This window comes from Mycobacterium sp. ELW1, assembly GCF_008329905.1.
In the GTDB taxonomy this organism is placed as follows: Bacteria; Actinomycetota; Actinomycetes; order Mycobacteriales; family Mycobacteriaceae; genus Mycobacterium.
The window spans coordinates 4417024-4436332 of the sequence record NZ_CP032155.1 but is presented as its reverse complement, the minus strand read 5'-3'; the positions used below and the strand labels follow the sequence as shown (position 1 = coordinate 4436332).

At 66.0% G+C, this 19309-nt stretch carries 22 protein-coding genes and 1 pseudogene; 8 read left to right on the top strand and 15 right to left on the bottom strand.

The window, feature by feature from the left end; genetic code table 11:
• Positions 1-158: 158 nt before the first annotated feature.
• Genes D3H54_RS21085 through D3H54_RS21055 form a run of 7 tightly spaced genes read right to left on the bottom strand, consistent with a single transcriptional unit; the run spans position 159 to position 4788 of the window.
• On the bottom strand, positions 159-563 hold the full coding sequence (locus D3H54_RS21085; RefSeq protein WP_149380854.1) for an Rv3143 family two-component system response regulator: 405 nt from the start codon (positions 561-563) through the stop codon (positions 159-161).
• Between the two features lie 51 nt (positions 564-614).
• Positions 615-1136 carry a YceI family protein gene (locus D3H54_RS21080; RefSeq protein ID WP_149380852.1) on the bottom strand — a complete coding sequence of 174 codons (522 nt, stop codon included), beginning with the start codon at positions 1134-1136 and terminating at the stop codon, positions 615-617.
• 23 nt (positions 1137-1159) lie between these two features.
• Positions 1160-1543 carry a nuclear transport factor 2 family protein gene (locus D3H54_RS21075; RefSeq protein WP_149380850.1) on the bottom strand — a complete coding sequence of 128 codons (384 nt, stop codon included), beginning with the start codon at positions 1541-1543 and terminating at the stop codon, positions 1160-1162.
• Positions 1540-1896 (bottom strand): DUF6285 domain-containing protein, encoded by a 357-nt coding sequence (locus D3H54_RS31880; RefSeq protein WP_149380848.1) that lies wholly within the window; start codon positions 1894-1896, stop codon positions 1540-1542. Before D3H54_RS31880 ends, D3H54_RS21075 begins: the two co-directional genes overlap by 4 nt.
• Positions 1893-2864, bottom strand: a complete 972-nt coding sequence (locus tag D3H54_RS21065; protein ID WP_149380846.1) for a phosphotransferase family protein — start codon at positions 2862-2864, stop codon at positions 1893-1895. Before D3H54_RS21065 ends, D3H54_RS31880 begins: the two co-directional genes overlap by 4 nt.
• Position 2865: 1 nt before the next feature.
• Positions 2866-4110, bottom strand: a complete 1245-nt coding sequence (locus D3H54_RS21060; RefSeq protein ID WP_149380844.1) for an acyl-CoA dehydrogenase family protein — start codon at positions 4108-4110, stop codon at positions 2866-2868.
• 18 nt (positions 4111-4128) lie between these two features.
• A complete protein-coding gene (locus D3H54_RS21055; protein ID WP_149380842.1) occupies positions 4129-4788 on the bottom strand; it encodes a TetR/AcrR family transcriptional regulator in 660 nt (219 codons plus the stop codon).
• A 222-nt stretch (positions 4789-5010) separates the two neighbouring features.
• On the opposite strand from D3H54_RS21055, the gene D3H54_RS21050 reads away from it, so the two are divergent.
• On the top strand, positions 5011-5892 hold the full coding sequence (locus tag D3H54_RS21050) for a cyclopropane mycolic acid synthase family methyltransferase (protein WP_168214932.1): 882 nt from the start codon (positions 5011-5013) through the stop codon (positions 5890-5892).
• Positions 5893-5906: 14 nt separating this feature from the next.
• Here D3H54_RS21050 and D3H54_RS21045 read toward each other — a convergent pair whose 3' ends face one another.
• The 5 genes from D3H54_RS21045 to D3H54_RS21025 are packed head-to-tail and all read right to left on the bottom strand — an operon-like array spanning position 5907 to position 10711.
• Complete coding sequence (locus D3H54_RS21045) at positions 5907-6272, bottom strand: RNA-binding S4 domain-containing protein (protein ID WP_149380840.1); 366 nt, start codon at positions 6270-6272, stop codon at positions 5907-5909.
• A gap of 16 nt (positions 6273-6288) precedes the next feature.
• Positions 6289-7194 (bottom strand): hydroxymethylglutaryl-CoA lyase, encoded by a 906-nt coding sequence (locus tag D3H54_RS21040; RefSeq protein ID WP_149380838.1) that lies wholly within the window; start codon positions 7192-7194, stop codon positions 6289-6291.
• Positions 7191-8402: a CaiB/BaiF CoA transferase family protein gene (locus D3H54_RS21035; protein ID WP_149380836.1), complete on the bottom strand. Its 1212-nt coding sequence runs from the start codon at positions 8400-8402 to the stop codon at positions 7191-7193. Before D3H54_RS21035 ends, D3H54_RS21040 begins: the two co-directional genes overlap by 4 nt.
• Entirely contained in the window at positions 8403-9587 is a 1185-nt protein-coding gene (locus D3H54_RS21030) for an alpha/beta hydrolase family protein (protein ID WP_149380834.1), read from the bottom strand. It lies immediately after the preceding gene.
• Entirely contained in the window at positions 9587-10711 is a 1125-nt protein-coding gene (locus tag D3H54_RS21025; protein WP_149380832.1) for a homogentisate 1,2-dioxygenase, read from the bottom strand. The genes D3H54_RS21030 and D3H54_RS21025 overlap by 1 nt, the downstream gene beginning before the upstream one ends.
• Before the next feature lie 191 nt (positions 10712-10902).
• On the opposite strand from D3H54_RS21025, the gene D3H54_RS21020 reads away from it, so the two are divergent.
• Positions 10903-11886, top strand: coding sequence for an esterase family protein (locus D3H54_RS21020; RefSeq protein ID WP_168214931.1), 984 nt, complete (start codon positions 10903-10905; stop codon positions 11884-11886).
• Positions 11887-11949: 63 nt separating this feature from the next.
• Here D3H54_RS21020 and D3H54_RS21015 read toward each other — a convergent pair whose 3' ends face one another.
• Together D3H54_RS21015 and D3H54_RS21010 are read right to left on the bottom strand one after the other, a co-directional pair.
• Positions 11950-12948 (bottom strand): oxidoreductase, encoded by a 999-nt coding sequence (locus tag D3H54_RS21015; protein WP_149380830.1) that lies wholly within the window; start codon positions 12946-12948, stop codon positions 11950-11952.
• A gap of 38 nt (positions 12949-12986) precedes the next feature.
• Positions 12987-13580 carry a TetR/AcrR family transcriptional regulator gene (locus D3H54_RS21010; RefSeq protein WP_149380828.1) on the bottom strand — a complete coding sequence of 198 codons (594 nt, stop codon included), beginning with the start codon at positions 13578-13580 and terminating at the stop codon, positions 12987-12989.
• A 74-nt stretch (positions 13581-13654) separates the two neighbouring features.
• Between D3H54_RS21010 and D3H54_RS21005 the strand changes: the two genes are divergently transcribed.
• The 4 genes from D3H54_RS21005 (at position 13655) to D3H54_RS20990 (ending at position 17063) form a co-directional block, all read left to right on the top strand.
• Positions 13655-14485, top strand: coding sequence for a mycofactocin-coupled SDR family oxidoreductase (locus D3H54_RS21005; RefSeq protein ID WP_149380826.1), 831 nt, complete (start codon positions 13655-13657; stop codon positions 14483-14485).
• An 8-nt stretch (positions 14486-14493) separates the two neighbouring features.
• A complete protein-coding gene (locus D3H54_RS21000) occupies positions 14494-15303 on the top strand; it encodes a mycofactocin-coupled SDR family oxidoreductase (protein ID WP_149380824.1) in 810 nt (269 codons plus the stop codon).
• A complete protein-coding gene (locus D3H54_RS20995; RefSeq protein WP_432246370.1) occupies positions 15303-16103 on the top strand; it encodes a carboxymuconolactone decarboxylase family protein in 801 nt (266 codons plus the stop codon). Before D3H54_RS21000 ends, D3H54_RS20995 begins: the two co-directional genes overlap by 1 nt.
• 120 nt (positions 16104-16223) lie before the next feature.
• Positions 16224-17063: a mycofactocin-coupled SDR family oxidoreductase gene (locus D3H54_RS20990; RefSeq protein WP_149380820.1), complete on the top strand. Its 840-nt coding sequence runs from the start codon at positions 16224-16226 to the stop codon at positions 17061-17063.
• Here the strand turns inward: D3H54_RS20990 and D3H54_RS20985 are convergent.
• A complete protein-coding gene (locus tag D3H54_RS20985; RefSeq protein WP_149383659.1) occupies positions 17056-17655 on the bottom strand; it encodes a TetR/AcrR family transcriptional regulator in 600 nt (199 codons plus the stop codon). The genes D3H54_RS20990 and D3H54_RS20985 overlap by 8 nt on opposite strands.
• Before the next feature lie 138 nt (positions 17656-17793).
• Here D3H54_RS20985 and D3H54_RS20980 point away from each other — a divergent pair.
• Both D3H54_RS20980 and D3H54_RS20975 read left to right on the top strand, forming a co-directional pair.
• A pseudogene (locus tag D3H54_RS20980) lies at positions 17794-18008 on the top strand (ferredoxin).
• Positions 18005-19285, top strand: coding sequence for a cytochrome P450 (locus D3H54_RS20975; RefSeq protein ID WP_149380818.1), 1281 nt, complete (start codon positions 18005-18007; stop codon positions 19283-19285). Before D3H54_RS20980 ends, D3H54_RS20975 begins: the two are co-directional and overlap by 4 nt.
• The last annotated feature ends 24 nt before the right edge of the window (positions 19286-19309 follow it).

Below are 19309 nucleotides of genomic sequence, written 5' to 3'. Positions count from 1 at the left end.
CTGTGTCACTCCTCGCTTGGGCTGGAGATGTGAGCTAAGACACAGCCTACCGATCTTGAGACGTGGCTCGACGCATTTTCGTTAGGATGTCTTCGATAGCTGAGCGCGGCCACTCTCGGTCCGAGATGGCAAGGGCGACAGCGTAATTGGCGTTTAAGTCACTGCACGGATGTGCGCAGCAAACCTACGACCGCCTCGCCGAGTCGCACCGGGTCGATCGGGTGCGGCACCGCGGCCTCGGCGCGCGACCAGTTGGCCAGCCACGCATCGTCGGATCGGCCCGTCAGCACCAGGACCGGCGGGCAGTCGTCGATCTCGTCTTTGAGTTGTTTGGCAATGCCCATCCCGCCGACGGGAGCCGCCTCGCCGTCGAGGATCACCAGATCGAATCCGCCGGCGTCCATCAGCTGGATCACCATCGGCCCGGTCGCCACGTCGGTGTAGGTGAGATCCGGGAGTTCGGGGTGGACCCGCTTGCCCAACGCCAGGCGCACCTCATCGCGGGTGCGGGCATTGCTGCTGTAGACCAGCACGTGGAGGGGCCGTGCGCCCGGGCGAGACACGCAGCCGATGCTACTGCGAAAACCCCTGCCGCCTAGGGCGTTCGGCAGGTTCTATTCGGCCTTTGGTGCGAAGACCACATCGGCGAGCAGCGTGGTGGTGGCCGGCATCATGCCGATCATGTTGCCGTCGACACCGAGTTCCGTTCGGTCGATCGTCGTCTGGGTCGTCAGTTGTACGGTGCCGTCGCCGAGCAGCCTGAACGTGAGCGGCAACCGCAGCGGGCGGGTGGTGCCGCGCACCGTCAGGGTGGCGAGCAGGGTGTCACCGTCGACGCCGGTGACGGCGACGCGGATCTCCGGATGCTTCTCGACGTCGAAGAAATCCGCCGAGCGAAGGTGCTCGTCGCGTTTCCCGATCCCGGTCTTCAGCGACGCGGCCCCGATCACGAGTTCGCCGGTGACCGCGCCATTCGCGCCGAGCTGGCCGTCACCGCGTACATCAGTGAATTCGCCGGTGACGGTGAGCAGACCCCAGAAGGTCTTGTTCGTGAACCGCACGGAGGATCGCGCGGGCACCAACTGCCATTGCCGAGCCGTGGTGGAGTCGTCGAGCAACGTCTGCAGCGCGGACATCTGATCTCCTTTTCGCCGTGGCCTCAGGTCAGCAGCGGTGCCAGGTCGGCGGGGTCGAGGTATTCGTCGATTCGCCGGATGAGGCCGTCGTCTCCGACTTTCACGATCAGGCATACCCGCAAGGCCACGTCTTCACCGCGGGTGTTGGTGCATCGCAGAATGTGCTGCTGGACGAAGCCACCGTCGAACACCTGCCGGTCGAGCACGTCGTAGTGCCGGTAGGTGGTGGCGCCGACGTACCACCGGATCACCTTGAGAGCGCGGGCCTTGTCGCTGTCGCGCTCGTCGCCGGTGTGCCAGACGGTGACATCGTCGGCCCACAACGCTGCCACCGCGCCGACATCGCCCTGCGTGATCGCGGCGAACAGCCGGTCGGCGGCCTGCAGGATCTGGCTCTCGGTGGTCACGACGGCGAACCTCCTTCGGGTGAGTCGTATCCGGGGTGGGCTATGGCCACCCGGTGCTTGACCACGGCGCGAAGGCAGCGCATCACCTCGTCGCCGCGGCTGTCGAGCTCCCCGGCGCGGATGGCCGCGGCCAGCGCGGCTTCGTCCCGATAGCCGAGCCCCTCGAGAGCGGCCTGCGGTTCGGCGGCGGTCTCGTCGAGCAATTCGCGTTCCACGGTGCGCAAGACGTTGACGGCGACGAGGGCGTGGAAGTTGACCGACCCGGTGGTGTTGGACCGGACGTCACCGGCGAGGAATTCGGCGACGGCGGCGACGAGTTCGGCGGCTGTGGGCCGTCCGTTGAGTCCGGTCACGACGCACCCTCCAGTAGGTCGAGCACATCCCATTCGGTCTCGCAGACCCGCCGGCCGATCGCGGCCAGCTCGACCGACCGGGTCTGGCCGCTGAGGTGCCGTTCGGCCTGGAATCGGCAGATCACCCCCCAGCGCAGGGTGGCCAGCACCAGCCACCACCGCAACGTCGCGCGGTCGACGGTCGCACCGCCGGCTTCCTCATACGCTGCGACGAAATCATCGATACTGCCCAGGCCACCGGCTGCCATGCTCGACGGGGCGCCGAACCGCCAGGCCCGGATGCAGAACCAGGCCAGATCTTCGTAGATCTCGCCGATGTGGACCAGTTCCCAGTCCAGTACTGCCGCCAGATCCGAGCCGTCGACGATCAGGTTGCCCATCCGGAAATCGCCGTGCACAAGCCGCAGCGGCGACGCCGGCGGCCGGTGGGCCGCCAACCATCGAAACGCCCACTCGAATGTCGCTGTGGTGTCGCCCATCTCGTCCAGGCGCCCGTGCCACTCCGCCATCTGGTCCTGCTCGGCCAGGCCGGGGGCGTCGGCCGCGCCGCGATGAATCGCCGCCAGCGCCTGCGCGCACTGCCGGAGCAGCTTCGCCCTGCCGTCATCGTCGAGCTGGCGTTGTATACGCCGAACGATGGTCTCGCCGGCGATCTCACCGCAAATCAGAAACGGATTACCCAGCGCCTCAACCGAATCGGAGGCGACCAGGATCTCGGGTACCGGCGCGCCGGCCGCGGCGGCCGCCGCCTGGACGGCCGCCTCCAGTTCCATCCCGGCGTGGACGTCATCCGGCGGCCCGGTGCGCAGAATCAGTGCGCGGCGCTGCGATCCGGTGACCGCGTCGAACGCCCAGGTGGTGCGGCTGGCCCCACCGGTCAACGCGCGCAGGTTGTCCACGTCGGTCTGGGGACCGAGCAGCGGGCGCAGTAGGTCGGCCAGATCCGCGGCCAGCGTCTCGGCGGCCATGTCAGCGAGCCGGCTTGCCGAACTTGAACATCCGTTGGGCCACGCGACGCATCTGGATCTCCTCGGCGCCCTCGGTGATGCGGTACCGGCGGTGGTGCCGATAGATGTGCTCGAACGGTTCGTGACGGCTGTAGCCGATTCCGCCGTGCACCTGCATGGCCCGGTCGGCCGCCTCGCACACCAGCCGGTTGGCGCGGTAGTTGGCCATCGACACCTTGTCGGACACCTCGAGGTGATGATTGCGGTCGAGTTCGGTGGCCGCGTAGCGGACCAGTAGTCGCACCATCTGAGCCTCGGTCTGCAGCTCGACCAGCGGCCACTGCACGGCCTGGTTGACCGACAGTGGCTTGCCGAACGTCACCCGCTTGCCGGCATAGTCGACGGCGCGGTCGATGCAGTACTGGGCGGCGCCGAGGCTGCTTGCCGCCTGGCGAATCCTGTTCTCGTGCAGGAAGGTCTGGGCGACCTCCAGGCCATGGTCGACCTCGCCGAGGACGGCATCGGCGGGGATCCGCACGTCGCGCAGGACGACCTCGGCATGGTCGGTGGGCATGTTGAACGTCCACCAGTAGTACGGCACCTCGAACCCTTCGGCGTCGCACGGAACCAGGAACGCGGTGATGCCGCGCGCCTGACCGGCCTCGCCGGAGGTGCGCGCGAACACCAGGTCGTGGGTGGCCCGGTGCACACCGGTGTTCCACCGCTTGTTGCCGTTGATCACCCAGTCGTCGCCGTCGCGGACGGCGCGGGTCTCCAGCCAGGTGGCGTCCGAGCCGTGGTCCGGTTCGGTGAGTCCGAACGCCATGGACCGCGTGCCGGTCAGCATCGCCTCGATCCATTCGCTCTTCTGGTCGTCGGTGCCGAACCGGTCCATCATGATGACCTGCGGGAAGTTGCCGACGATCGAGGACTCGTCCTGCAGATCGTTGTGCAGGCCAAGCCCCTTGTGTGCCAGGTGTTCCCGGATCACCGCCATATCGAGATTGGTGCCGTCCCGGCCGCCGAACTTCGACGGCAGCCCGTACCGCAACCACCCCGCCTTATCGGCTCGCCGGCGCATCTCGTCGAGCAGATCCTCCCACTCCCGGCGGGGAATGCCACCGTTCTCGACGTCGGTGCGGGCGAACTCGCGACGCTGATCGAAGTACTGGATGTGTTCCCGCTCGAGGGGCTTGATGTCGGCTTCGATGAACGCATCCATTTCGGCCAACAGGGTCGTAAGGTGTTCGGGCAGAGAGAAATCCACGCTGATCTCCTAATCAAATCAATAGCCGTAGAGCGTTTTCTTCCAAATGGTAGACAGGGTCGTCACGGCGTCGTTGTCGGACAGGCGCAGACCCAGGCCCGCGCTGTCGGGACGCAGGCACACGGTGGTGAACTGTTCGAACAGCAGCGCGATCGCCAAGGCGGTGTGCTCGGGTTGCAGGCCGGCCGCGTACCCGTGCTCCTGGGCGCGCAGCACCGACGCGGCGACGATGTCGATACCGAACTGACGGAACTGGTTCTGCAGGGCGGCGAACCGGGGTTCGGTGGCGGCGAGTTGGTCGACGGCGACCATGACACCGATGCTCTGCTTGAACATGTCCCAGTAGGCGCTGACCACGGTGACGAAGAAGTGGGTGTCGTCCGGGGATTCGGGCAGATGCAGTCGCAGGCCGGACGGAAGCACGACGTCGTGCAGGAACGAACCGGCCAGTGCGGCCAGCAGGTCCTCTTTGTCGTCGTAATAGCGGTAGAACACCGCGGGGGACCTGCCCGCCGCCGAGGTGATGTCGACCAGAGTGGTGCCGTGGAAACCCCGTTCGGCGAAGAGTTTTCGGGCGGCGTCCTCGATGGCTTGGCGGGTTTGGCGACCCTTGGAGCTCAGTTCGCGCGGTCCGTCGGCGGTCCGGTCCGCTTTGCGCGAACGGCGAGACGGTTCCATGGCTGGCCCCCGTGCTTTCTGATGGGAAACTAAAGCTGACGTTACTTTTCGTTCTGACGCTTGGCAAGACTTCTCGCGACCGTGAATTCCGAAGCTGACCTGCTTCAACACTGCTCCTGGCAACGTCAGCTTGACATCGTTGCGTACGCTTACGAGTGGTCGGGGAGGCTCTTGAGCAATTGGAGCTGCACGAATGTCAGCCGAAAAGTCAGAGGCCCTTCCTTGTCACACCCAGCAAGCACCACGTCACACCTGAAGCCACACTTCGAGGACGTTCAGTCGCACTACGACTTGTCCGACGACTTCTTCCGGCTCTTTCTCGATCCGACCCAGACCTACAGCTGCGCCTACTTCGAGCGCGACGATCTGACGCTGCAGGAGGCGCAGCTCGCCAAGATCGATCTGTCGCTCGGCAAGTTGGGTCTGGAGCCCGGTATGACCCTGCTGGACGTCGGCTGCGGCTGGGGCGCCACGATGCGCCGTGCGATCGAGAAGTACGACGTCAATGTCGTCGGGCTGACCCTGAGCCGCAATCAGCAGGCTCACGCCGAACGCGCGTTCGCGGAGATGGACACCGCGCGTAGCCGCCGCGTGCTGCTGTGCGGCTGGGAGCAGTTCGACGAACCGGTGGATCGGATCGTGTCGATCGGGGCCTTCGAGCACTTCGGGGCGGACCGTTACAGCGCGTTCTTCGACTTCGCCTACGACGCCCTACCCGACGACGGCGTGATGATGCTGCACTCCATCATGCAGATCCCGCGGGCCGAGATGGAGGCACGTGGGCTGCCCATCACGATGAGCCTGCTGCGGTTCTTCAAGTTCATCTCGGTGGAGATCTTCCCCGGCGGCCACCTGCCGACCCGCGACATCGTCAAGGATCTGTCCGGAAAGGCCGGTTTCACAACCGATCTCGTCCAGTCCCTGGAACAGCACTATGCGAAGACCCTCGATTTGTGGGCGGCGGCACTCGAGGCGCGCCGAGATGAGGCGATCGCGATCCAGTCCGAAGAGGTCTACGACCGCTACATGAAGTACCTGACCGGGTGCGCGGACCTGTTCCGCAACCGCTACACCGACGTCTGCCAGTTCACGCTGAGCAAGTAGCGCGACCGCTCAGCTCACCACTGGCTCGCACGCCACTTGTCGAGCGCGCGGCGGTCCCGCTTGGTCGGCCGGCCGGCTCCGCGATCACGCGCCGCCACTGGCACGGCGGGAACACTGGGCGGTTTGGGCGTGCGGTCCAGATAGCAGGTGACGGCGTCGGCCGCGCCCACCCGTTTGGCGATCACCCGGACGACCTCGACGATCCTCGTCGTGTCGCCGACGCGTGCGCGCACCTCGTCACCGGGAGAGACCGTCGTCGAGGGCTTGGCCAACCGGTCGTTGACCCGGACGTGCCCGCCTCGGCACGCCGCGGCGGCGTCCGGGCGGGTCTTCGTCAGCCTGACCGCCCACAGCCACCGATCCACCCGAGTCGATTCCATGAGGCGCGGTGTCAGCTCAGTTCGTGATCCGGTCGCCGGCGCGCAGCAGTGCGCTGGGCAGATCGTGGCCGACCACCGATCTGGCGACGGCTGCCGCGTTGATCGCCGCAGCCAGGTCGACGTCGACGCTGATTCCGCTGTCACGCAACAGATATACGAGGTCCTCGGTGGCGATGTTGCCGCTCGCCCCCGGCGCGAACGGGCAGCCGCCAAGACCGCCCACCGACGAGTCGAGCCGTGTCACACCGGCGGCGACCGCCGCATACGCGCTGGCCAGCCCCGTGCCGCGGGTGTTGTGGAAGTGAGCACCCAACGGCAGGTCACCGATGCGCGGAGCGACCTGATCCAGCAGCGCGGTGACCCGCCCCGGCGTGGTGGTGCCGATGGTGTCGGCGATGGCCAGGCGGTCCGCACCGAATTCGCAAGCGGCGTCGACGATGTCGAGGACACGCTGCGGTGGGGTCGGGCCGTCGAAGGGGCAGTCCCAGGCGGTGGCGATGATGACCTCGACGCTGACCCCGGAGTCGTGGGCAATCGCGACGATGTCGGCGATCTGCGCGGTGGCGTCCGCGCTGCTGCGGCCGACATTGGCGCGACTGTGGGCGTCGGCCGCCGACACCACGTATTCAACGGAACGCAGCCCGGCGGCGATGGCCCGCTTGGCACCGTTCGGACTGGCCACGAGTGCGGAGAAGTCGATCTCGGGGTAGTCGCCGAGATGGGCGGCCAACTCCGGTGCGTCGGCCAGCGCGGGCACCTTCGACGGGGAGACGAAGGCTGTCGCCTCGACTTCCCGAACGCCGGTGGCGGCGATCGCCGCGAGCAGTTCGAGCTTGGCGGACAACGGAATCGGGTCTTCGATCTGTAGGCCGTCACGCAGCGCGACCTCGCGGATCGTGACGTGGCCGGGCAGGTTGCTCATAGCACTCCCTGAGACTCCAGATCGGCGATCTCCTCGGACCGCAGGCCCAGAAGTTCACCGTACACCTCACCGTTGTGCTGTCCGGGCCGCGACGAGCCCGCAGATCGGATGGTGCCGGGGGATTCCGACAACACCGGAACCACGCCCGGGCCCTTCACATTGCGGCCGATACGTTCGTCCCAGTGATCGGCGATCATGCCGCGGGACAGCAGCTGCGGGTCGGTGACGACTTCGGCGACGGTGTTGATCGGTCCGCTGATGACGCCCGCCTCGCTCAGCGTTTTGATGATGTCGCCGGGCTCGCGGGTCGCCGCCCAGTCACCGATGATCGCGTCGAGCTCGTCCTGATTGCGTCCGCGCGCAACATGATTGACGAATCGGTCGTCCTGGGCCAACTCGGGCTGGCCCATCGCTGCGCACAACCGCCGAAAGACGGTGTCCTGGTTGGCGGCGATCACCACCCAGCTGCCGTCGGCGCTGCGGTAGATGTTCGACGGGGCGATGCCGTCGAGCCGGGTGCCCGACGGTCCGCGCACCACGCCGCCGATGTCGTAGTCGGGGATCGTCGACTCCTGCACCGCCAGACACGATTCGGTCAGTGCCGCGTCGACGATCTGCCCCTCACCGGTGACGGTCCGCCGGTACAGCGCCGCCAGCGCGCCCTGCGCGGCGAACATCCCGGCCAAGCTGTCGCCCAGCGACAGCGCCAGGCGCGGCGGCGGCCCGCCGGGGAAGCCGTTCATGTGGCGCAACCCGCTGGCCGCCTCGGCGACCGAGGCGTAGCCGGCCTTCGCCGACTCCGGACCGGTCTGCCCGTAACCGGACACCCGGACCAGGATGATGCCCCGATTGCGTTCGCGCAGAACGTCGTAACCGAGGCCCCACTTCTCCAGCGTGCCGGGCCGGAAGTTCTCGACGATGATGTCGGACTTCGCGACCAGATCGAGGAACAGGTCGCGGCCCCGCGCTTCCCGGAGGTTGAGGGTGACCGCCTTCTTGTTGCGGGCGTGCACCGTCCAAAAGAAGTGGTGGCCGTCCAACTCGGCCTGACCCCAGGTGCGCAGCGGGTCGGGAGCGCCGGGCGGTTCGACCTTGATCACCTCGGCGCCCATGTCGCCGAGCAGTCGGCCCGCGAACGGTCCGGAGATCAGCGTGCCGACCTCGATGACCCGGATTCCGTCCAGCGGACCTGTGACGTGATCACCCATTTAGTCAACCTTCGCGAAGTCGTGCCGAACCAGCCAGTCCGTGACGATCCCGACGGCCTGGCGCAGCGTCTCCTTCTGGTCCGGCCCGGAGTAGTAGTGGTTGGCACCCGGGATCTCGTGCATCTCCTTGTCGGGATGCCCGATGGCCTCGAACAGCCGGCGGGTATGGCTGGGCGTGCAGGCGTCGTCGGCGAGATTGCCGATGACCAGTGCCGGCACCGCGATGTCCGGGCCGGCCTTCACGGCGTCCCCGTTGGCGTCGTCATAGCTCCACTGTGACAGCCAGCTGCGCAGGGTGCAGAACCGTGCCAGCCCGACGGGGCTCATGTTGACCACCTGCGGGTCGCCCAGATAGCAGGTGCCGGGTGCGCGCTCGTTGGGGTCGACGGTCGGGTCGAGCCAGCGCGGATCGGCCATCGTGCCGTGCACGACGAAGCAGAATTCGTCGTCGGGCCGTCCGTCGGCCTTGAGGGCGGCCAGTTTGTCCTTGACCCACTTGGTGATTCGCCGATTCCGGGCGATCTGCGCCTGGTGGTAGCGCTCCAGGAATTCCTGGGTGTACGGCGGTTGATTGGGGTTGTCCGGGTTGTACAGGTCGAGTTCCGGGTCGCGCTTGGTCGGGTCGCTCTCGTCGAGGATGGACGCGTCCATCCACTCGGTCATCGTGCCGTGCCTGCTGATGTGCGCGGCCAGGAGCATGATGCCGTCCGCGGGCAGCAAGCCGAGCTTGGTCAGATCCGGACCGTCACCGGACGGACTGGCGGTGATCGTCGGGTGCTGCGCCTGCTGCTGATAGAACACCGACAGCGAGCCACCGCCACTCCACCCCGCCAGGACCACCTTGGCGTAGCCCAGCCGATCCTTGGCGTCCTTGATGCATTCGCCGAGATCCTCGACCACCTTCTCCATCAGCAGCCCTGAGTCGGTGCCCCGGAAGCGGCTGTTGCAGTAGATGACGTGATGCCCCGCCCGCGCCAGTGCGTTGATCATCGGCAGGTAGGCGCCACCGCCGATCGGGTGCATGAAGACCAGCACGGTATCCGAGGGGGTGGTCGGCTTGAGTAGATAGCTTTCCAGCACGACCAACTCGGCGACCCCGCCGTAGACGTCCCGCACGGCTGAAGTGTTCTGGTAGGCAATCAGATACGGGATGCGCTCATAGGCGCGCTTGACCGGCGTGACCATCAGTGTTGCCCCAGATCGTTGGCCAGAACTTCGGGTGACGGCACCAAACGCCTCCGGGTGTCGATCGCGATGACCTTCCAGTCCACGCGGGTGAAATCGTCGAACTTTCGCCGGGCCCGTTCGCGGGCCTTCTCCGGCGCACCGTGGTGCACGCCCTGCGGGGCGTGGCTGATCAGTCCGGGTGGCATCGGAATGCCGTAGAGCGAGCCGCCGTGGAAGAAGGCGATCTCGTCGAAATCGACGTTGCGGTGATACCAGGGCGTGCGTTCGGTGCCGGGCACCGATTCGGCCGGCTTCGGCAGGAAGTTGCACACGTAGACGCCCGTCGCCTCCATGAAGAGATGGACCATCGGCGGCAGGTGCACGCTATCGGAGGTGATCACGTTGTAGTCGTCGATGTTGAAGGTGAAGGCGTAGTTGTCGCCGCGCCAGCCTTCGACGTCGATCGGGTTGTGGGGATAGCGCAGAGTCGTGGTCTCGACGCCGTCGATCGGGCGGTGATACAGCCGCACCTCGTACTCACCGTCGGTGTGGGGCCCGTCGCCGTCGTCGATCGGCGCCGGGTCCGGGACGACGGCCTGGGACGGGTCGAAGGGCCAGTGCCGGCCCAGCGGGCCGGCGGGAGGCACGCGGAATTCGTCGGTGGCCTCGATCATCAGCCAGGTGCTTGCCGGACCGTCGGAAGCGGGTGTCTGTCGCCAGGTGCACGCCTTCGGGATATAGATCCAGTCGCCGGTGCGGTAGTCCAACGGGCCGAACTCGGTTTCCAGGCGACCGCTGCCCTCATGGACGAAGGACAGCAGGTCGCCGTCGACGTAGCGCACATAGAACGGCATGGCGGCCTCGCGCCGGCTCAGTGAGATGCGGCAGTCGTCATTGGAGAACAGCAGCAGGGGAGCGCCCGCGGGGTCGGTCGCATCGCTTGGTTTGAGCTCACTGGACAGCAGATCGAGCGGACGCAGGGGGCCGCTGGCACGAAATGTCGTGGGATCGTTACGGCGGTAGATATTGGCGGTGCGGCCGGTGAATCCGCCCCGGCCCAGTTCGTCGTCTTTGAGGCCGTCGAGATCGGCGTGGATTCGCCGCGGAGTGGTGCCTTTGCGCAGGTGAGTGAAGGATTCCATGGAATCTCCCGAGATCGGCGTCGAGGTGCTGGCAAGCAGAAAACTAAAAGTGACATTAGTTTTTGTTTATCCCCGTGACAACCCCCAACCAACGAGTTGGGTAACGTGGCGGACTTTCACAGGTTCGAGACGACGTGTTTTACTCAACTCTGAATCCGAGAACCGGGGTCATAGAAAGCTGGGGTGGATTGGTGAAGTCCTTGTTTGACAAGGTGCGCGGCCTGCCGCGTCGATTGGCAGTCGCTGCTGTCGCGGCTGCGGCTCTTCCGGGCCTGATCGGCCTGGTCGGAGAATCGGCAACTGCGAGCGCGTTCTCCCGTCCGGGGCTCCCGGTGGAGTACTTGATGGTTCCGTCGCCCGCCATGGGTCACGACATCAAGATCCAGTTCCAGAGCGGCGGCCCGAACTCGCCCGCCGTCTACCTCCTCGACGGCCTGCGTGCGCAGGACGACTTCAACGGCTGGGACATCAACACCCAGGCGTTCGAGTGGTACTACCAGTCCGGCCTGTCGATCGTCATGCCGGTCGGCGGACAGTCCAGCTTCTACGCCGACTGGTACTCGCCGGCGTGCAGCAAGACCGGTTGCCAGACCTACAAGTGGGAGACCTTCCTGACGCAGGAGCTGCCGCAGTGGCTCCAGGCCAACCGGGACGTCAAGCCCACCGGCAGCGCCGCGATCGGTCTGTCGATGGCCGGCTCGGCCTCGCTGATCCTGTCGGTGTACCACCCGCAGCAGTTCATCTACGCCGGCTCGATGTCGGGCTTCCTGAACCCGTCTGAAGGTTCGTGGCCGTTCCTGATCAACCTGTCCATGGGTGATGCCGGCGGCTTCAAGGCCAACGACATGTGGGGCCCGACGCAGGATCCGAACAGCGGCTGGAAGCGCAACGACCCGATGGTGCAGATCCCCACGATCGTCGCCAACGGCACCCGCATCTGGATCTACTGCGGTAACGGCCAGCCCAACGAGCTGGGCGGCGGCGACCTGCCGGCCACCTTCCTCGAGGGTCTGACGATTCGCACCAACGAGACCTTCCGCGACAACTACATCGCCGCGGGCGGCAAGAACGGTGTGTTCAACTTCCCCAACAACGGCACCCACAACTGGGCCTACTGGGGTCGCGAGCTTCAGGCGATGAAGCCCGATCTCCAGAGGACCCTGGGCGCCGCGTAACGCGGTCGTAAGTCAACGAAGCGGGCCACCGGTGAAAACCGGTGGCCCGCTTTGTTGTTCACCTCAGAAGCCGCCGGCGACCCGCACCACCGCACGACCCGAGTACTTTCCGGCCCGCACCTGGTCGATCACCTCGATGACGTCCTTGACGTCGACCTCGTGGGTGACGTCGTCGAGGTGGCGCGGCTTGCGTTCACCGCCCAGGCGCTCCCACAGCGCGCGGCGCGGACCGATGGGCAGCAGCACCGAGTCGATGCCCAGCAGTGACACCCCGCGCAGGATGAACGGCAACACCGTCGTATTGAGCCCCGGGCCACCGGTCAGCCCGCTGGCCGCCACGGCCCCGCCGTATTCCAGAGTGCTGATCACATCGGCCAGGGTGGCGCCGCCGACGCAATCGACGGCACCCGCCCAGCGAGCCTTGCCCAGCGGGCGTGGCTTGGCGTCCGGGTCCTCGGGCAGGCGTGCGATGACCTCCGCGGCGCCCAGGGCCTTGAGATGGTCGGCCGCCTCGGCCTTGCCGGTGGAGGCCACCACCTGAAATCCGGCGGCTGCGAGAAGGTCCACACTGACCGATCCGACACCGCCGGTGGCGCCGGTGACGACGATCGGGCCGTCCTGGGGGGTGATGCCATGGGCGATCAGGGCCTCGACGCTCAGTGCGGCGGTGAAGCCTGCCGTTCCGATCGCCGCGCCTTCCCGTGGTGTCAGCGAGCCCAACGCGACAACCTGATCGGCGGGCAGTCGGACGTACTCGGCATAGCCGCCGTGGTGGCCGGTGCCGATCGCGTAGCCGTGCGCCAGGACCTGATCACCGACGGCGAAGTCGGGGGAGTCGGACTCCACGACCTCACCGGTGAGGTCGATGCCGGGCACGATCGGGTAGTCCCGGACGACTCCGCCCTTCGGGGTCAGTGCGAGCGCGTCCTTGTAGTTGACGCTGGAATAGGCGACCCGGATCGTCACGTCGCCGGGTGGGAGTTCGGAGGCGTCGAGCGTCTCGATCGACGCGGTGATCTGATCGCCGTCCTGACGTGCCAGCAGTGCCTGAAAAGAATCCATGCCAAGACGGTAGCGCCCACCGACGAGCCACAGACGGGCTACTCGCGGGTCGCCTCGTAGCCGGCGGTGAACCACCGGACAGTTCGTTCGATGGTGGGCAGGATGTCGGTGATCGCGATCTCACCGGCGGCAAAGCGTCCGGACAGGCCGAAAATCACGGTGGCCAAGACGGTGTCGAGATCGGCGACGAAGTCCTCGTCGACGCCGTCGAGTACCTCCATCGCCGCGGGGACGACGTTGTCGAGCCCGCGGTGCAGCAGGAGTTCGCGTCCGGTGGCCGACCGGGAGCGGTAATAGGCCTTGAGCATCTCGGGATGCCGTTCCCACGGCTCGAAGATGGTGCCGAGCACGCGCATCATCCCGTCGTAGACGGACTCGGCGGGATCGTGGTGCTGCTGGCTCAGGCCGGCGTAGCGGTGCTCATCCATCCACGACTCGAGCGCGGCAAGGATCAAGTGGTCCCGGGTGGGATAGCGCTTGTAGATCGTGGTGAGCGACGTGCGGGATCGCCGAGCGACCTCGCGCAGCTGCACCGCGTCGTATCCCTCGGTCTCCAGGATGTCGACGACGATGTCGATGATCCGGTCGCGACTGTCGACATCGGTCCCGCTCGTCTTCTCTGCCTTGTCCACGGATGCCCTTGCCGTCGGTGAGTAACCAGGTTACTGTACCGCAGTAACCTGGTTACTGAGTGGAGGCGGATCAAGTGGGATCTCTCGACGGCAAGGTCGCGTTCATCACTGGTGTTGCTCGTGGCCAGGGCCGCAGTCACGCCATCCGCCTGGCCGAGCAGGGGGCCCGGATCATCGGCATCGACATCTGTGCCGACATCCCCTCCAACGGCTACCCGATGGCCAGCCGCACCGAGCTCGACGAAACCGTCGGACTCGTGGAAGCCAAGGGGGGCAGGATGATTGCCGCGGTTGCCGACGTCCGCGACTTCCACGCGGTTAATGCCGCGCTGGATGCCGGTGTCGAGCAGTTCGGCCGCCTCGACATCGTGTGTGCCAACGCCGGCATCGCCACCATGGCCTTCCGTGAGTTGACGATCGACGAAGAGCTCGAGCAGTGGACCGATGTCCTCAACGTGAACCTGGCAGGTGCGTTTCACACCGCCAAGGCCGCGATCCCGCACCTGCTCGCCGGGCAGCGGGGCGGGTCGATCGTGTTCACCAGCTCGACGGCCGGACTGCGGGGATTCGGTGGAGTGCAAGGTGGCGGACTGGGATACGCGGCCTCCAAACACGGTCTCGTCGGATTGATGCGCACATTGTCCAATGCGCTTGCACCGCAGAGCATTCGGGTCAATACGGTGCATCCGACCGCGGTACGCACCATGATGGCCGTCAATCCCGCGATGACCGCCTTTCTGGAGAATTACCCCGACGGCGGACCGCACCTGCAGAACCCCATGCCGGTAGACCTCCTGGAACCGGAGGACATCAGCGCGGCGATCGCCTACCTGGTCAGCGATGAGGCCAAATACGTCACCGGGGTGACCTTCCCCGTCGATGCGGGATTCACCAACAAACTCTAGGAGCTTCTGTGGAACACAGTGGACGGGTCGCCGGTAAGCGGATCCTGGTCACCGGGGCTGCTCGTGGGATGGGCCGCAGCCATGCGGTGCGGCTGGCCGAAGAGGGTGCCGACCTGATCCTGGTAGATATCTGTGAATCGTTGCCGGAGTTGGAGTATCCGCTGTCCTCGCGCGAAGACCTGCAGGAGACGGCCCGGCTCGTGGAGCAACACGACCGGCGGGCGGTCACCCATGTGGTCGACGTGCGCGATGCCGCAGCGCTGGCCGCTGCAGTCGACGACGGGGTGGCGCAACTCGGCGGGCTGGATGCGGCGGTGTCCAACGCGGGCGTGCTCACGGTGGGGGCCTGGGATGCCACCACCCCGCAGCAGTGGCGAACGGTGTTGGACGTCAATCTCATCGGTACGTGGAACACGTGTGCCGCGGCGCTGCCGCACCTGGTCACGCATGGTGGGAGTCTGGTCAACATCAGCTCGGCAGCGGGGCTGAAGGGTACCCCCCTGCATCTGCCATATACGGCTGCCAAGCACGGTGTCGTCGGGTTGAGTCGAGCGTTGGCCAATGAGCTTGCCGCGGTGAGTGTTCGGGTGAACACGGTGCATCCGACCGGCGTCGAGACGGGTATGCGCCCGGAGTCACTTCACCGGGTGCTTGGCGAAGGGCGACCCGATCTGGTCCCGATCTTCCTGAATGCGATGCCGGTGGTAATGGTCGACGCGATCGACATCAGCAATGCGGTGCTGTACCTGGTTTCCGACGAATCCCGCTACGTGACGGGAACCGAGCTCAAGGTCGACGCCGGCGTGACGATCCGATGATGGACGCCGACCGACGCGAGCGTGGTCGGCGTGCGTTCGCCGAGGTGATGACTTTCGCTGCGCCGCAGGATGACACGCCTGCCGCGACCGGGCTGATCGACTTCGTCTACGGCGAGGTCTGGCGCCGTCCCGGGTTGAGCCGCCGCGACCGGCGGTTCGTCACCCTGGCGTGCGTGGCGGCGGCCGATGCCGAGGCGCCATTGCGTGACCACGTGTACGCCGCTCTCAACAGCGGCGATGTATCGATCACCGAAATGCGGGAAGCGGTGTTGCATTTCGCGGTGTACGCCGGCTGGCCGAAAGCGTCGTGGTTCAACATGGTGGTCGATGACCAGTGGGAGCGGATCCATCGAGACCGTGGCCAGGCTCCGCCGCCGCCGGACCCACTGCTGCCGCTGATTACGCCGAGCGATCCCGAGATTCGGCTGGTGGTCGGAGAGCAGTCCTTCAAGGAGATCAACTGCATTCCGTTCGCGCCCATCCGCGACAACCCGTACTCCGGAGCGGGGATCCTGAACTTCGTTTTCGGTGAGATGTGGCTGCGCCCCGGACTCGGGATGAGGGAACGCCGACTGATCACGCTGGCGTGCGTGGCGTTCCAGGACGCTGAGGTTCCGATCCTCAGCCACGTGTACGCCGCGTTGAAGAGCCGTGACCTGTCGTTCGCCGAGATGGACGAACTGGCGCTGCACTTCGCGGCGTACTACGGCTGGCCCAAGGCATCTCGTCTCAATCAGGCCATCGCAGATCAACAACAACGGGTGCTCGAGGAGCGGCGCAGCGAAGCCGGTTCGTCGTGAGCTGACCTTGACACGAGCACGCCCCGCTGCCACAGTATTGATCGATCGATCAAATTTCTGATCGTCGAATAATCGTCCGGCGCGGGGTGCGCGTCAGGTTCTTCGGAGACGAGGGTTTTCATGGCTGGAAGAGTCGAGGGCAAGGTCGCTTTCATCACCGGCGCTGCGCGCGGCCAGGGCCGCAGCCACGCGGTCCGGTTGGCGGAGGAGGGCGCTGACATCATCGCGATCGATGTGTGCAAGCGCATCAGCAGCAATGAGGACATCCCGGCACCGACGCCGGACGACCTGGCCGAGACGGCCGATCTGGTGAAGAACCTCAACCGCAGGGTGGTCACCGCAGAGGTCGATGTTCGTGACTACGCAGCCGTGAAGGCCACCGTGGACAGCGGAGTCGAGCAGCTGGGCCGCCTCGACGTCATCGTGGCCAATGCCGGCATCGGTAACGGTGGCCAGACACTCGACCACACCAGCGAAGCCGACTGGAACGACATGATCGACGTCAACCTGTCCGGCGTGTGGAAGAGCGTGAAAGCGGCTGTTCCGCATCTCATCTCGGGTGGCCGCGGTGGTTCGATCATCCTGACCAGCTCGGTCGGCGGTCTGAAGGCCTACCCGCACACCGGCCACTACATCGCCGCCAAGCATGGCGTGGTCGGGCTGATGCGGACTTTCGCCGTCGAGCTAGGGCACCACTCGATCCGGGTGAACTCGGTGCATCCGACCAATGTGAACACCCCGCTGTTCATGAACGAGGGCACGATGAAGCTGTTCCGCCCGGACCTGGAGAACCCGGGCGCCGACGACATGGCCGTCGTGGCCCAGATGATGCACGTGCTGCCGATCGGGTGGGTCGAGCCGGTCGACATCAGTAATGCGGTGTTGTTCTTGGCTTCTGACGAGTCACGCTACGTCACCGGCCTGCCGATGACGGTCGACGGCGGAAGCATGCTCAAGTAGCTTGCGCCCCATCGGTAGAGGCGACCAGATCCAGGTAGCGGTTTACCAGTTCTCGTAGCTCCTCGTGACCCTCGGTCATCCCGATCGCGCTCTCGTTGCACAGGCTGCGCGCAGTCTGGGCAACGAGCATCGAGATCGCGACCGGCGGAAACTCGGTGAGGTCGATGCCACGTGCGCGCAGAGCGACCGTCGCAGCGGCGGTTTCGATGTCCCGGACGCGTTCGGCGTAGGACTTGAGTTCGGCGCTGATCACCTTGCGGTGGTTGGCCAGTGCGACAAACTCGGCGTACAGGCCGGTCCACCGCGGGTCGGTGTTGATGGACCACAACGCACGCAGCGGCTCGTCGGCGGTGATCGCCTGACGCATCTTCGCCAGCGACGCATCCGACCCCGCCCGTAGCACGGCGACGAACAGGTCGTCCATCGTCGGGAAGTAGTAGTACACCAATGCGGATCGGACCCCCGCACGCGCCGATACGCGCCGCGACGTCGCGGCGGCGTACCCCTCCTCGCGCATGATGTGAGCGGTCGCCTCCATCAGGCGTTCCCGCGCGCCGGCGTCCTTGTCTTTACTCTTCGGTGTCGGCGCCATAGCGGTCATCTTCTCAGGAGAGTTACTCGCTTGGCCAGCAGGCCATTCGGCGCGGCTCTTGACCCCCGATTTCCGGGCGTGGTAAGCATGACCCAATGCGGAATTTGATCGATCGATCAAATATGGAAGGGGTGCTCGCTGGCCGCTGTTCACTGGCGCGTACGGGTGGACCGGGACCTGTGCGAAGGCCATGCGCTGTGTGTCGAGCTGGCTGCGGATGTCTTCGACGTCGAATCCGACGACCTGGCCACGTGCGTCGAAACCCCCCGGATGGCGCCCGCGAGCGGGTCGAGGCCGCGGTGGCGGCCTGCCCCCGCCAAGCCATCAGCATCATGAAAGGCCGCCAAAAATGACCGATTTCGCGACAGCGGACTACTTCTCCGACCAGGACATCGCCCAGGATCCCTACGAGTACTTGGATTACCTGCGTGCGCAGAACCCGGTGTTTCGCGAGCCGAATTATGGAGTCGTGGCCGTGACCGGCTACGACGAGGCAGTCGCGGCCTTCAAAGACTATGAGACATTCTCGGCGGTCAACGCCATCGGCGGTCCGTTCCCGCCGTTGCCATTCGAGCCTGAGGGAGACGACATCTCCGAACAGATCGAAGCGCACCGACATCTGTTCCCCATCAACGAAATGATGGTGGTGATGGATCCTCCGGCGCACACGCGCGCCCGCTCGCTGCTGAGCCGCCTGCTGACCCCCGCGCGACTGAAAGAGAACGAGGACTTCATGTGGGAGTTGGCCGATCGCCAGCTCGACGAGTTCATCGGCAACGGCAGGTGTGAGCTGCTCACCGAGTACGGTAAGCCGTTCGCGACGCTGGTGATCGCCGACCTGCTGGGTGTGCCGGAGGATGACCGGGCGGAGTTCCGGGCGAGCCTCGGCGCCGGCAAGGAACCCGGAAGTGCCGTCGGCGCATTGGATCACACACCTGTCGCGGTCAACCCGCTGGAGTGGCTTGACGGCAAGTTCACCGGCTACATCAACGACCGGCGACAGCATCCCCGCGAGGACGTACTGAATTCCCTTGCCGCAGCGACGTACCCGGACGGTACGACGCCCGACGTCGTCGACGTGGTACGGGCGGCGACATTTCTGTTCGCCGCCGGCCAGGAGACCGTCGTCAAACTGCTCAGCGCCTCGACCCGGGTGCTGGCCGAGCGTCCGGACCTCCAGGACAAGCTGCGCGCCGACCGCAGCCTGATCGGCAACTTCATCGAGGAGTCGCTGCGCATCGAAAGCCCCACCAAGGTCGACTTCCGGCTGGCCCGCAAGACCACCACTCTCGGCGGCGTCGAGATCAAGGCAGGCACCGTGCTGATGCTCTGCCTGGGTGCGGCCAACCGTGACCCGCGCAAGTTCTCCCAACCTGACGAGTTCCACCTAGATCGCCGGAATATCCGCGAACACATCACGTTCGGCCGCGGCATCCACACCTGTGCCGGCGCGCCGCTCGCCCGTGTTGAAGCGAAGGTCACGCTGAACCGGTTGCTGGACCGCATGACCGACATCGCCATCGACGAGACCCAGCACGGACCCGCCGGCGCCCGTCGATACCGGTACGAGCCGACATTTCTGCTGCGCGGCCTGAGCGAGCTGCATCTCACCTTCGCGCCCGTCGACTGAAGGCGGGGAACCCGTCCAGCTGTA